Annotated in this window: 18 protein-coding genes; 17 read left to right on the forward strand and 1 reads right to left on the reverse strand. The window is 45.2% G+C overall.

The genetic code is table 11. The annotated features are described in order from the left end of the window. Positions 1–4: 4 nt before the first annotated feature. The 15 genes from NYE58_RS13955 to NYE58_RS14025 all read left to right on the forward strand — a co-directional run bounded on the left by NYE58_RS13955 (position 5) and on the right by NYE58_RS14025 (position 9,719). Positions 5–631, forward strand: coding sequence for a phage scaffolding protein (locus tag NYE58_RS13955; protein WP_341002106.1), 627 nt, complete (start codon positions 5–7; stop codon positions 629–631). Between the two features lie 21 nt (positions 632–652). Next, on the forward strand, positions 653–991 hold the full coding sequence (locus NYE58_RS13960; protein WP_341002107.1) for a hypothetical protein: 339 nt from the start codon (positions 653–655) through the stop codon (positions 989–991). Between the two features lie 4 nt (positions 992–995). Then, positions 996–2,015 carry a major capsid protein gene (locus NYE58_RS13965; protein WP_341002108.1) on the forward strand — a complete coding sequence of 340 codons (1,020 nt, stop codon included), beginning with the start codon at positions 996–998 and terminating at the stop codon, positions 2,013–2,015. Positions 2,016–2,052: 37 nt separating this feature from the next. Then, a complete protein-coding gene (locus NYE58_RS13970; RefSeq protein WP_341002109.1) occupies positions 2,053–2,328 on the forward strand; it encodes a DUF7210 family protein in 276 nt (91 codons plus the stop codon). Further along, positions 2,312–2,680, forward strand: a complete 369-nt coding sequence (locus tag NYE58_RS13975) for a hypothetical protein (protein WP_341002110.1) — start codon at positions 2,312–2,314, stop codon at positions 2,678–2,680. The genes NYE58_RS13970 and NYE58_RS13975 overlap by 17 nt, the downstream gene beginning before the upstream one ends. Positions 2,681–2,682: 2 nt before the next feature. Beyond that, complete coding sequence (locus NYE58_RS13980; RefSeq protein ID WP_341002112.1) at positions 2,683–3,054, forward strand: ABC transporter ATP-binding protein; 372 nt, start codon at positions 2,683–2,685, stop codon at positions 3,052–3,054. Beyond that, the gene (locus NYE58_RS13985; RefSeq protein ID WP_341002114.1) at positions 3,051–3,458 is read left to right on the forward strand and encodes an HK97 gp10 family phage protein; all 408 of its coding nucleotides are present in this window, start codon (positions 3,051–3,053) and stop codon (positions 3,456–3,458) included. The genes NYE58_RS13980 and NYE58_RS13985 overlap by 4 nt, the downstream gene beginning before the upstream one ends. 2 nt (positions 3,459–3,460) lie before the next feature. Beyond that, on the forward strand, positions 3,461–3,883 hold the full coding sequence (locus NYE58_RS13990) for a phage tail terminator family protein (protein ID WP_341002115.1): 423 nt from the start codon (positions 3,461–3,463) through the stop codon (positions 3,881–3,883). Next, on the forward strand, positions 3,880–4,095 hold the full coding sequence (locus NYE58_RS13995) for a hypothetical protein (protein ID WP_341002117.1): 216 nt from the start codon (positions 3,880–3,882) through the stop codon (positions 4,093–4,095). The genes NYE58_RS13990 and NYE58_RS13995 overlap by 4 nt, the downstream gene beginning before the upstream one ends. Next, positions 4,096–5,412, forward strand: a complete 1,317-nt coding sequence (locus NYE58_RS14000; RefSeq protein WP_341002119.1) for a phage tail sheath family protein — start codon at positions 4,096–4,098, stop codon at positions 5,410–5,412. Continuing rightward, entirely contained in the window at positions 5,413–5,874 is a 462-nt protein-coding gene (locus NYE58_RS14005; protein ID WP_076208586.1) for a phage tail tube protein, read from the forward strand. It abuts the gene before it with no gap. Between the two features lie 26 nt (positions 5,875–5,900). Further along, the gene (locus tag NYE58_RS14010; RefSeq protein ID WP_076104536.1) at positions 5,901–6,323 is read left to right on the forward strand and encodes a phage tail assembly chaperone; all 423 of its coding nucleotides are present in this window, start codon (positions 5,901–5,903) and stop codon (positions 6,321–6,323) included. A gap of 238 nt (positions 6,324–6,561) precedes the next feature. Beyond that, positions 6,562–6,957 carry a hypothetical protein gene (locus NYE58_RS14015; protein ID WP_341002120.1) on the forward strand — a complete coding sequence of 132 codons (396 nt, stop codon included), beginning with the start codon at positions 6,562–6,564 and terminating at the stop codon, positions 6,955–6,957. A gap of 67 nt (positions 6,958–7,024) precedes the next feature. Then, entirely contained in the window at positions 7,025–9,490 is a 2,466-nt protein-coding gene (locus tag NYE58_RS14020; RefSeq protein WP_341002121.1) for a hypothetical protein, read from the forward strand. Positions 9,491–9,506: 16 nt separating this feature from the next. Next, entirely contained in the window at positions 9,507–9,719 is a 213-nt protein-coding gene (locus tag NYE58_RS14025; protein WP_341002122.1) for a hypothetical protein, read from the forward strand. Here the strand turns inward: NYE58_RS14025 and NYE58_RS14030 are convergent. Further along, the gene (locus NYE58_RS14030) at positions 9,658–10,377 is read right to left on the reverse strand and encodes a hypothetical protein (RefSeq protein WP_341002124.1); all 720 of its coding nucleotides are present in this window, start codon (positions 10,375–10,377) and stop codon (positions 9,658–9,660) included. The two genes, NYE58_RS14025 and NYE58_RS14030, sit on opposite strands and share 62 nt — an antisense overlap. Before the next feature lie 95 nt (positions 10,378–10,472). On the opposite strand from NYE58_RS14030, the gene NYE58_RS14035 reads away from it, so the two are divergent. Beyond that, on the forward strand, positions 10,473–11,168 hold the full coding sequence (locus NYE58_RS14035) for a LysM peptidoglycan-binding domain-containing protein (protein ID WP_341002127.1): 696 nt from the start codon (positions 10,473–10,475) through the stop codon (positions 11,166–11,168). A 6-nt stretch (positions 11,169–11,174) separates the two neighbouring features. Beyond that, a complete protein-coding gene (locus NYE58_RS14040) occupies positions 11,175–12,140 on the forward strand; it encodes an XkdQ/YqbQ family protein (RefSeq protein ID WP_341002129.1) in 966 nt (321 codons plus the stop codon). Position 12,141: the final 1 nt, after the last annotated feature.

A 12,141-nucleotide genomic window follows, 5' to 3' on the forward strand; every position in this document is an offset into this window, starting at 1 on the left:
ATAGATGGATTGGTTAAAAGAGTTGTTGAAGAAGCTGGGCATTGAGGATACCGAAGTGGATAAGATTGACGCTGAGGTGCGTAAAACGCTGCCGTTGCACTTTGTTCCGAAGAGTCAATATAACGATGTATCGGAAGCCAAGAAGCAGGCAGAGAAGGACCGCGACAAAATTTCTGACCAGTTGGAAGACCTGAAGAAGTCAGCAGGCGACAATGAGGCGCTGAAAGCGGAAATAACGAAGCTGCAGGACGAAAATAAGACAGCCAAGACGGATTATGAGGCCAAAGTGAAGGACCTGCAGCTGACCACGGCGCTCAAGCTGGCGCTGGCTGGTGAGGCGCATGATCCGGATATCGTTGTAGGACTATTGGACAAAACAAATTTCGAGTTGGACGACAGCGGCGCGGTAAAAGGCGGGCTGGATGACCAGGTGAAGGCCCTGCGCGAGAGCAAGGGCTTTTTGTTTGCGGAAAAACAGGAGAATAAAGGACCGACCTTCAAGGGGTTTAAGTCGCCCGACAGCAAGGATCCGTCCAAAGGCGGCGGTGATACCAGTGCTGCCGCAGACTTTGCCAAGGCGGCCAATGATGCGGGTAAAGCGCCTGCTGCTGCAAATAACCCATGGGGTTAAATCAGAGAGGAGATTAACAAAATGCCATACGTAAAAGGTAAGACAACGGTCAGTGAAATTAATTTTTTGGCCAGCTCCCATGTCATCGCTCACACCTATCAAATCAGCGATGAGGGCGTAACAGCTAATGTACAAGGACGTAAGGTTGTTCCCGCTGGTACGGTGTATCCGGCCAACGATAATACGGCGATCGGCATCACCTATACCGATACCGATGTTACAGAAGGACCACAACCCGGTTCCGTCATTATCGAAGCTTGGATTCTGGAGGAGCGTTTGCCGGTAGCCCTAACAGCTGAAGCTAAAACAGCACTGGCAGCCACTTCAAAAATCAAATTCAAGCAATCCGTAGGAGGTTAAGACAATGCCAAGCATATTTGAACTTTTTACACAGCCGGAAATTCTGAATTATTTGGAGAATCGGCAATATCCTGCTCTTCTTGGTGAGACCCTGTTCCCCGAGGTTAAACGCGAATCCCTCGAATTCGACATGATCAAGGGCGGAAGTCGTCTCCCTGTCGCTGCTAGTGTACACGGCTTTGACACGGAAGCTGAAATCGGCAGCCGTGAAGGTAGCAAGGAAGCACTGGAGTTGGCGCTCATTAAGCGTAAGCTACCGATGAAAGAAAAGGATATCATCGCGCTGGAGAATCCCCGGACGGCCCAGGAACAACAATATCTGATGAGCCGGGTTTACAACGATATTGACGTATTGGTCAATGGCGTTCGGGCAGAGGTGGAACGCTTCCGTATGTCAGCTCTGGCCAATGGTACGATCCCTATCAATGAAAATGGGTTGAGCCTGGTTATCGATTATCACGTTCCTGCTGAACATAAGGAAGTCTTGTCGGGAACCTCTCTATGGACTGATCCGAACAGCGATCCGATCGGTGATTTAGAGCGGTGGGTAGATGCACTTGACGAGAAACCAGCTCGCGCTCTAACCTCGTCAACACTGCTCGGCGCCCTGCTTCGGCATCCGAATATCATCGGTGCCCTATACGGCAATAATTCGCTGCGCGTTCCAACACGGGCCGATCTAAATGCCTTCCTGACACAGCATGAGCTGCCGACACTTGCGGTGAACGATAACAAGTATCGTAGACAAAATGCAGATGGTACCTATACAACGCATCGTTATTTCCCGCAGAACAAGATCGTGCTGTTCGGTGCCGATACGCTGGGTGAAACGATTTACGGACCGACGGCTGAGGAAATTCGCTTGGCGCGTGATCCGCAGATCGATATCACGAAAGTAGGGCAGGTTTTGGCCATGGTTTATGAGGAAGGTAAGGACCCTGTAGCTACCTGGACGAAGGCGGTCGCTACGGCGTTGCCGAGCTTCCCGGAAGCAGATAATGTTTTCCAAGCTACTGCACTTTAATCGATGGGCGGTTCGCCGCCCTTAAGGAGGAAATCGCGTGAAAGTGGAAGTTAAGGGAATCCCGATCCGGCACAATGGTCAACTTTTCCAAAAAGGCGAGTCCTTCAGCGTGATGGAGAAGGACTATGAACGTTTGGAGAAACATGTCACCTTCATAGAGGATGAGGGGCCTCCGGCAGTGTCGGAAATGAAGCTAGCGGAGCTGAAGGCTCATGCTAAAGATCATGGCATTGACCTGGGTGAAGCATCTAAGCGTGAGGATGTGCTTGCCGTGATCCTGAAAGCGGGTGTATCTAATGGAGGAGCATCTTAAATATTTTTTTAAGCTCAAGCAACTGTTAGGGATTCCGATCGAGGCTATAGCAAAGGATTTTCAAATAAAGTTTGCGCTGGAGTCCATTGTTCAAGGGATTAAGACGTTCTGTAACATCACCTCAATTCCGCGCGAGCTGGATATTGTGGTGCTTCAAATCGCGGAGGACTATTACCGAGCGAAATATCCTACTGAGTTTGAGCAGTCGGCTCCAGCGGTTACAAGCATCAAGCGCGGTGATGTGACCACGAATTTCGGATCAGCCAAAGCCATTGTTACTGTAGGATCTGGAGCAGCGTTTGTCCTGAATTATGAGGGGCAGCTGATTGCATTTCGTAGGATGAGGTGGTAATCATGGGGTTTGGGTATGTAGAGCTGGAACGAGCGGCCATTGAAAGCACTTATGAAGGTCTAGCTACCGTCTATGAGATGCAGGATGTTAAAGACCCTGTAACCAAAAAGACGCAACAACAGCTGGTTATGGTGTTAGAAGCTGAGCCGTGTGGACTCTCCCAGTCATCTTTACCTGCTGCTACGCAAACAGTGACAGCAGATCAGGTAAACTATGATGCGAAGTTGTTCCTCTCCCCGGATGTAACTATCAAGCCAGGGAGTCGAATTACAGTTCAGCAAAACGGCATGGAGTTCAAAGGAGAGCAGGCTGGGCAGCCGTTCCGGTATGCGACCCATCAAGAGATCAAGTTGCGGGAAGTAAAGAACGCATGAGCGGTCTCGGGAAGTTCGATTTTTCTGATGTGAAGAAGCTGCAGAAGAACCTCCAGAGGATGCAGAAGGAGTTTCCGGATTTTTTGGAGGATTGTATCCGGGAGCTGGCCGGGCGGCTACTGGCAAAGACCATAGCGCGGACTCCGGTAAAATCCGGTGACTTACGTCGTGGCTGGCAAATTGGTGATGTGGTTCGGCTCCCAGGAGGCGGCGTACACGTTGAGATTGTCAACAATGTGGAATATGCCCTCTATGTGGAGTACGGCCATGTTACCCGGCTCCGAACCGGTTGGGTCAACGGTAAATTCATGTTGACTCTATCTGAGCAGGAGCTTGAGCGGGAACTGCCAGCCATCATGGAAAAGAAGCTGAAAAAATATATGGAGAAGCACATGGGGCGGTGAGTATGAGAGACGTAAATGATGGTATCAGTAAGGTGCTGGACTCCATATTCCCGGCATACCCGGTATACGGTGAGGCAACAGAGCAGGGCATGAAGCAGCCGTGCTTTTTTGTGCTGCTGCTGGAAGGTAGTCAATCCAGAGAGATTAATCGTCGATATCGACGGTTCAATTCCTATGACATTCATTACTTCCCTAACCCTGATTCCTTGGCCCCGAGGGAAGAATGTGAACGGGTTGCAGAGCGGTTGTATTCAGCCCTTGAGTATATAACTGGTGTAGAAGGTGGCTACCGGGGAACCGGCATGCGGCATGAAATCGTGGACGAGGTGCTGCATTTCTTCGTCCAGTACAATTACCACCTATTCCGGACAAAAGATCCGGATATCAAAATGCAAAGTATGACAGAGAAAGGCGGGATCAAATGAAGGAAAATACGAAGGCTGCAACAAGCCCGCAGAGTGTGCCAGCCGTAGAGGCTGCTGAGGGCGTATTTACACGTGAACAGTTCTTATCCTCAGCTAAATACTCCCTTCAAGATAAGGATGTATTGGCGGCGCTCCTAGAGCCGGATAAATTGTATACGGCCTCTGAGGCACAACAGGTAATGAATGATTTTAAGAACAAGGAGGCGGAGTAAATGGCTGGAGGTACATGGACACTTCAAAACAAAGTTAGACCTGGCGTTTATATCAATGTCGAGTCATCCGGTGGAACGCTGGGTGCTGCAGGTAGTCGAGGCGTGACAGCAATTGCGCTGTCGCTGCCTTGGGGCGCAGCCAAGGAGATCATACCGATTGTGGCGGGTGAAGATACGCTGACAAAGCTGGGATACGACCTTACAGCACCGGAGCTGCTGCTTGTGCGTGAAGCCCTAAAACGGGCACGGACACTACTGCTGTACAAGCTCAACGAGGGGACGAAGGCAGCGGCGACCGTCGGCGATCTGACAGCCACGGCGAAGCATGGCGGCCTGCGCGGGAATTCCCTGACGGTGGCGGTGCAGACCAACATGGATGATAATGCGAAGTTTGACGTCAAAACGCTGCTGGACGGTGCGGTAGTAGATACCCAAGTTGTGGCCAACATTGCCGGACTCAAGGCCAATGATTGGGTGGTTTGGAGTGGAACCGGAGCCTTGACGGCTTCTGCTGGTGCGCCATTGATCGGCGGTGCCAATGGTACAGTGACCAATGCGGACCATACAGCCTTTTTGGCTGCACTGGAGCTGTACGATTTCCAGACAGTGGCGCTGACGTCCACGGACAACGCACTCAAAGCGGTATATGCTGCCTTTGTACGGCGCTTGAGAGAGTCAGAGGGCAAAAAGGTACAGGCAGCACTTGAGAACTACCCTGTAGCCGATTTCGAAGGTGTAATCAGCGTCAAGAATGGCGTGGTACTTTCAGACGGGACCATACTTACAGCAGCCCAGGCTACTGCTTGGGTAGCAGGTGCTTCGGCAGCAGCTGAGATGAATGAGTCTCTTACTTATTCGGCATACGACGATGCTGTAGATGTGGCACCAAGGTATACGAGCACACAAATTGAAGCAGCTCTGAAAGCCGGAGAATTTGTCTTTACCCCTTCCGTTAATCGGGCTGTGATAGAACAGGATATTAATACTTTCCTCTCTTACACTCCAAAGAAGGGGAAACAACTTCAAAAAAACCGTGTGCTCCGTGTGTTGGATGGTATTGCGAATGATCTGAAGCGTATCTTTGAATCATTTTACATCGGTAAGGTGTCAAATAATGTTGATGGTCGAGCTCTGTTTCGTAAAGAGGCAGTTATCTATTTGGATAGCTTACAGGGGATTGATGCCATTCAAAATTTTGATGCTCAGACGGATATCACGGTACTTCCTGGTGTTGATTCAGATGCCATCTACGTGGAAGCCAATATTCAACCAGTAGATAGTATCGAAAAAGTATATATGAAAGTGCAGGTGAGATAAATGTCGTTTTTAAAGGCGAATGACACGATTAGCGGACAAGAGGGGCGGGCTTACGCCACAATCAATGGTCAGGTAGAGGAAATGTTCTACATCAAGACTCTTGAAGCATCAGTTGAAAAGGAGAAGGCTGAAGTTAAAACATTAGGCCGCCGTGGTACTCAGCATAAAACTACTGGATGGTCGGGTACCGGCAGCATGACGATTTATTATGTAACAAGTCGTTTCCGCCAGTTGATGATTGATTATATCAAAACGGGTAGAGATACCAACTTTGATATTACGGTAACTAATGAAGATCCGGGGTCTACCATTGGGTCTCAAACAATTACTCTACTAGGTGTGAACCTTGATAGTGTAGTTATGGTATCACTGGATACAGAATCTGATGCACTAGAAGAGGATATTGATTTTACCTTTGAGGATATTGATATGGGTCAAGCATTTAACCCACCAGCCAATTAAAATAAAATTCAGGAGGAATTAATAATATGAGTGATTTTTCAGCATTCTACGCACAAAACGCAGCGGTTGAGACTACAGAGGATTTCGTGGTCTCCCCTAGATTTAAAGATAAGGATGGAAAGGCGATTCCTTGGAAGCTACGTAGTATCACTGAGGCGGAGAATCAAGAGATCCGCAAGGCAGCAACTAAACGTACAAAGGCTAAGTATGGACAATATACTTCTGAGACTGATCCAAATGAGTATGTCGCTAAATTGGTTACAGCAACTGTTGTCTATCCTAACCTGAAAGACGCAGCTTTACAGGAGACATACGGGGTAAAAGGTGCTGAGGCTCTGGTGCGCAAGATGTTGCTACCAGGAGAGTTTACCAAGTTAACTGATCAGGTTCAAACCTTAAATGGCTTTGATCAGGATATTAATGAACTGGTTGAAGATGTAAAAAACTAATCGAGGAGGGCGATAGTGAGGCTAACTTGGCTTACTACGCCCTCCACGAACTTCATATCATGCCACATGAGTTAATGGCAATGAGCAAGCCAGATAGATCTGCAATTTATGCTATGATCTTGGTTCGAATCGATAAAGAGAAAAAGGATGCAGCTAAGTCCAAAGTTCGCAAAAAATGATCACAACCCTTCAACTACTGTGGTAGAATATAGAAAAATGTTTTAGGGGAAGTGATAGAATGAGCTTTTTCAAGAAAAGTGATTCTAAAAAGAATCAGTCTATAACAGTAACCTTATGTCATGTAGATGGACTCCCTTTGCCAGAAAGGAGTCTTTGCAAAATTGAACTGAATACCACCCAATTAAATATTGATGGCGGTGGAACAAATTTTTCAATTGATATTTTGCAAATAAAAGATGCTCAATTTAAAGTTGAGAATGTCCCCGCACCAAATGGCGGCATTTGGGCGACACACTATCTTTTAATTAGTTATACAAATAAATCAGGGCAGTTGAGTTCTGTTACTTTTAAAACAGATATCACGACACGCAAACCCAAAGACATCAAAGATACCAAAAAAATTGTAGATGAGTTGACTCTAAGAACGAAGAATTCTGACGTAGTTGAATTATAAGTTTGAATAGCGGAAAAGCACTCTTAAAAAGAGTGCTTTTTTAATTTCCTTAGAAAGGAGAGTCCGTATGAATGGTATTGCCGCCAGTTTAGCTCTGAACGACGCATTCAGCCAACGGTTAGTACAGGTGAATAATGTACTTGCATCAACGCTGCAACTTATGGCTCGTTTGCAATCACAAGTACAAAACCCAATTACACTAAGAATTAGTGCTTTTGATGTTATTCATAATTTGGATATTATTAAACAGCAAATAGCTGCTTTGGGAAGTGGCAGCCTAATCAGAATTAGTATTAACTCCAGTGAGATTCTTCAGAGACTCACAACTATTCGGCAGCAATTAGGTGGAGAAGAATCTATTCTCAAAATTCGCCTTAATACAGCGGAGGTAAATTCTGAGATCGCTGCCGTCAGAAGACATATTGACTCGGAGCTTGGTAATATTCAAGCACGCATCAGGATTGAACTTCCACGATCACTTGAAGCAATGTTCGTCAACTTACAACGGCTAGTTTTGCAACTTATCAGAGTTACACGTCAACTTCGAACTCGTAGTTCTGACGCTGATGGACTACGGCAAGCGCTTGAACGTATAGCCAGGCTTGAACGGCAAATAGCGGATTTGCAATCTCGGGTTAATGGTAGAGTACGTGAAGCTGGTAAAAGTAGCTCAGCTTGGCTCAGTAATATTAAAGGCTTGGTAGCTGCTTACTTATCACTGGCGAGCGCAAAAGCTCTCTTCGAAAAGACAGTCGGTGGGGCAATGGAGCAACAGAAGATGGAAGATATGTTCAAGGCTCGCACCGGAGATGCTGAGATTGGGAAGGCGATGTTTGATAAATTTAAAGCCGAGGCATTGGCAGCTGGTCAGGATGTCACTAAATCACTACAAAGCACGCTATCCTTTTTCTCAACAACTCAAAATACAGACCAGTTATCTCAGTTGAACAATCTCGCCCAGCGGCTAAATGCCTTTGATAGTGCGGGGAATGGGATAGAGGGTGCTGCTTTTGCGCTCAAGGAGGCTATGAGTGGTGATATCGTTTCTCTAGCTGAACGATTTAACATGAGTAAATCCGATATACGGGCTTTTAACATTGATGATCTCGGTAAGGCGGGTAATATGGAGGGGTTCATCAAGGCGTTCGACCAGTTATTGGAAAAGCAGCAAATGGGTCAAAAAGCATTCGACACCATGATGGCATCCCCAGCCAAACAGGTTGAAGTATTAGGCAATAACTTACGTTCAACTTTAGCGGATGCAGGAGGAGCTGCAGTTCAGAGTCTGATGCCTCTAATATCTATGATCAATACAGCCTTTCAAGACGGGACATTCCAGCCATTTTTTGATGGTCTGAGCACAGCACTGGATTGGGTAGTTCAAAATGCTATTCGTGTCCTTGATATAGCTACAGATATTTATAACTTTTTTTCCTCTAACTGGATGACCATTGCACCTATAATAACAGGGCTTGCAGGGGCGTTTGCTTTATGGAAAGGCGTAGTCATCGCTTCAAACGTTGTAATGGGCATACAAAATTTATTAATGGGGATCGCTGAGGCGAGACAAGCGTACCTTACAGGTGCAACACTAGCACAAGCGGCTGCGACTACCACTGCCACTGGTGCTCAGGTTGGTTTGAATGCTGCAATATTAGCGAATCCTCTCACATGGGTTATCGTTATTATTATCGCTGTGGTAGCGGCGCTTTATTTACTTGTTAAATGGTTGATTAATTTGTGGAAAACTAATGATCAATTTGCTGCTGGCATGATGAGGGCATGGAATGCAATTCTTAATTTCTTCGATCAGGTTCCAATCTTCTTCATGAAGGTCGGGTATGGAATAGCTGACGCTTTCGGATATGCAAAAGTTGAATCTCTTAAATTAATGGAAGATTTGGCGAATGGAGCAATCGATAGACTGAATAGGCTCATTGAGAAGCTCAACGGACTAAAGTTTGTCAGCATCAAAGCAATTGGACATGTTGAATTTGCGACAGGAGCTGCAGCTGAAGAAGAAGCAGCTCGTCAACAAAGGGCCGCGAAAATAACCGCTGCCGAGAATGGCGCCGCCAAAAACGCTGCTGAGAGAGAAGCCAAAGTACAGAAGATGCTGGAAGATAGAGCAGATAAACGAGCCAAAGATCAAATGGCAAAGGAAGCAGAGGAATTAGCCAAGCAAAATAAAAATAAAGAAGCTGCAGAAGGGTATGATTTCTCTAAGTGGGATTCCACACATACCGGTGCGGGAAATGGTTCAGCGACTGATAATGACAAAAAGAATAAGCTTAAAAAAGTTGATAAAGTCGGCAAAGTAGAGAAGCCAATCGACATCTCTAAAGAGGATCTGAAGGTTATGCGTGATGTTGCTGAGATGAAGAATATCCAAAACTTCGTAACATTGACACCTACTATCCAAGTGAAGACAGGACCAGTACACAATGAGACTAATGTAGATTCCATCGTTAAGAAGATCGGCACTATGCTTAATGAAGAAGTGGTCAGTACAGCTAAGGGACTGTATACCTAAAGGGGAGGGATAAGTCTTGAAAAGACAGCAAGAAAAAATAAACACCATGCTGCTAATCTTACTATTTATAGTTCTTGCTATGAACGTATGGAGTGGATTGGAAACTGCAAAGCTCAACCAACGTTACGAAACATCGGTTGAGCTTCATGAGAAAAGTACAAAAGAATTTATATCTTATCTGGATGATTTGAAAAATCAGGTTCGGAATCGTCTTGATCTGCAGGAATAAAGGGCGCCAAAAAGATCATGAATTCATCAAATTTCTCAATGAGTTCTTCGTGTTGTTTCACTTGAATCATTTGAGTTTTGTCATCTTGAATTTGATTCTGATAGTCCTGATAAAGAGGGTATATTGCACTCCAAATTGTAAGAATGAATAATATCAGTTGCGACCAACTCATTGAATTCTTTAAATCATCGTCGGGTGTATCAAATTCTTGATCATTTGAGGAAACGGCATCTAAGTTATCTGATTCATCTGGAACATAAGAGACTAATTCCTCCATCTTTTGATATACAGGTTCTGGAATTTCTTCTGTTGAATCTGAGATATTAGATAAAGACTTGAAAGTATTTGACCAAGTGACGGCATGTTGTTTCATTGCTATGCCCGCAATGAAAGTAGAACGGACCGTTTCTTGATCCCACGCATTTAGATATTGAATAACAGGCAGCAAGGTTTGCTGAGCAGTTAAGGTTTTAGCGTAGTCATCTTTGAAAAGTGTGGTGAACATCGTGTTCTGTTCATGAATTTTAGCAAAAGGCCCCGCCATTCTCTCGAACATTTTCTGCTGCTTTAAGATTTGCTGCATTGCTGGTGATGGCTCAAACATCTTTGAGAATTTTTCGTTTATTCGTCGAATTTTTTCAAAAGGATCATTATTCAATATTAGAGCCTCCTTTCTATGTATTTGGTATGTCAGACAACTACCAGTATTCGACAGAATGGAGGTTTTTCCCTTTTAAGAAAGGAGGCTGTATAGTGGCCAATGGCTACAGCATCGAACTGAGTTTTAACAACCGTGCTATCTGGTTTGAAATCCCCGTCCTTCCGGAAGAAATAGAGATTGGCGGGGAAGGTGACGGAGAGACTTATGATATAACGGATCTTGGTGAAATTAATGTAATCAAGGCAGCTAAGCTGAAAGAGATTAGCTTTAGTAGTTTTTTTCCGGCAATCGCAGTCGGTGGTACTGTACCAAGCTATGTATCATCAAAAAACTGGGGGCAACCCGCGGACTACATCCAATTGATTGAAACCTGGATGAACAAGCGCAAGCCGATCCGGTTTATTTTTACGTCAACGGGTCTCAAAATAAATATTGCTGCCAGTATCGAAGAATTTAATTATAAAGAGGTTGCCGGGAGCCCGGGCGATTTTGAATATGAAATCAGCCTGAAGGAGTATGTCTTTTACGCTGCTAAAAAGGTGACGTTGAAGACAAATACAACACCAGCTGGTACAACAACAACCACTAAGAAAGAGCCAGCGAAACGCGCAGATGAACGTACCAAGTCTAAAACAGTTACCATCAAATCCGGGGACACCTTGATGAAGATAGCTAAAAGAGAACTCGGTGACGGTAGTCGGTGGAAAGAGATTCAGAAGTTAAACGGCTTAACAGATGCGCAGCTGAAGACACTCAAAATCGGCTCTGTTCTGAAGCTACCGGGGTGATGATACATGGAGTTATTGATCGATAATAAAAATGGCACCGTCTGGGATGTTTCCAGCATCGTTACTGATATATCTTGGAAGACGATCCGTATAGGTAAGGCAGCATCCTTAGAATTCACCCTTGTAGACCATGGCCCATGGCAAGATAAAAAATTCCAACTGAATAATGGCGATGTGGTTAGGTACACAGATGAGGGACATAAGGTTTTCTATGGATATATTTTCAGTATTGAAACTGGTAAGACGGAAGAAATAAGCATCCTTGCTTATGATCAGATCCGGTATCTGATGAATAGCGGAACTTATGTATTTACTAAACAGACAGCAACTCAGGTAGTTCAAAAGATCGCTCAAGACATGCAGCTCAAGACCGGAACACTGGAAGATACAAAATACATTATTCCTTCCCAGATCCGTGACGATAAAACGTTTATCGATATGATCTGCATGGCGTTAGATGAGACCCTGATTAACTACGGGACCAACTTCGTATTCTTTGACGATTTTGGGAGCTTGACGATACGTAATGCTTCTAATATGCGCTTTCCTTTTGTGGTGGGTGATGATTCACTCATGACAGATTATTCTTACAGCCGCAACATTGACGATGAGACATACAATCAAATTGTAATGTACAGAGACAACAAGGAGACTGGTAAGCGGGAAACTTACGTTACCAAAGATAGCGCCAGCATTGCTAAGTGGGGATTGCTACAACTCTACGAATCAGTGGATGAAAATCTGAATCAGGCTCAAATTACCGAGCAACTAACTCAGCAACTGTTCATGAAGAATCGAGAGAAGCGGACGCTTAGTATAGAGGCCCTTGGAGATTACCGGATGCGTGCAGGATGCTACGTTAATTTATATATCAACGCAATGAACATAAATAAATTTTTCCTAGTCGATGAATGTACTCATAAGAAAGAAGGCGGAGTACATACCATGGACTTAGAGCTAAGGTTGGTGTGAT

This window comes from Paenibacillus sp. FSL L8-0708 (assembly GCF_038009325.1).
GTDB lineage: Bacteria > Bacillota > Bacilli > Paenibacillales > Paenibacillaceae > Paenibacillus_AQ > Paenibacillus_AQ odorifer.

Coding starts and splice junctions, on each gene's coding strand:
- NYE58_RS13955 (WP_341002106.1), top strand. CDS start 5: ATGGATTGGTTAAAAGAGTTGTTGAAGAAGCTGGGCATTGAGGATACC.
- NYE58_RS13960 (WP_341002107.1), top strand. CDS start 653: ATGCCATACGTAAAAGGTAAGACAACGGTCAGTGAAATTAATTTTTTG.
- NYE58_RS13965 (WP_341002108.1), top strand. CDS start 996: ATGCCAAGCATATTTGAACTTTTTACACAGCCGGAAATTCTGAATTAT.
- NYE58_RS13975 (WP_341002110.1), top strand. CDS start 2,312: ATGGAGGAGCATCTTAAATATTTTTTTAAGCTCAAGCAACTGTTAGGG.
- NYE58_RS13980 (WP_341002112.1), top strand. CDS start 2,683: ATGGGGTTTGGGTATGTAGAGCTGGAACGAGCGGCCATTGAAAGCACT.
- NYE58_RS13985 (WP_341002114.1), top strand. CDS start 3,051: ATGAGCGGTCTCGGGAAGTTCGATTTTTCTGATGTGAAGAAGCTGCAG.
- NYE58_RS13990 (WP_341002115.1), top strand. CDS start 3,461: ATGAGAGACGTAAATGATGGTATCAGTAAGGTGCTGGACTCCATATTC.
- NYE58_RS13995 (WP_341002117.1), top strand. CDS start 3,880: ATGAAGGAAAATACGAAGGCTGCAACAAGCCCGCAGAGTGTGCCAGCC.
- NYE58_RS14000 (WP_341002119.1), top strand. CDS start 4,096: ATGGCTGGAGGTACATGGACACTTCAAAACAAAGTTAGACCTGGCGTT.
- NYE58_RS14005 (WP_076208586.1), top strand. CDS start 5,413: ATGTCGTTTTTAAAGGCGAATGACACGATTAGCGGACAAGAGGGGCGG.
- NYE58_RS14010 (WP_076104536.1), top strand. CDS start 5,901: ATGAGTGATTTTTCAGCATTCTACGCACAAAACGCAGCGGTTGAGACT.
- NYE58_RS14015 (WP_341002120.1), top strand. CDS start 6,562: ATGAGCTTTTTCAAGAAAAGTGATTCTAAAAAGAATCAGTCTATAACA.
- NYE58_RS14020 (WP_341002121.1), top strand. CDS start 7,025: ATGAATGGTATTGCCGCCAGTTTAGCTCTGAACGACGCATTCAGCCAA.
- NYE58_RS14040 (WP_341002129.1), top strand. CDS start 11,175: ATGGAGTTATTGATCGATAATAAAAATGGCACCGTCTGGGATGTTTCC.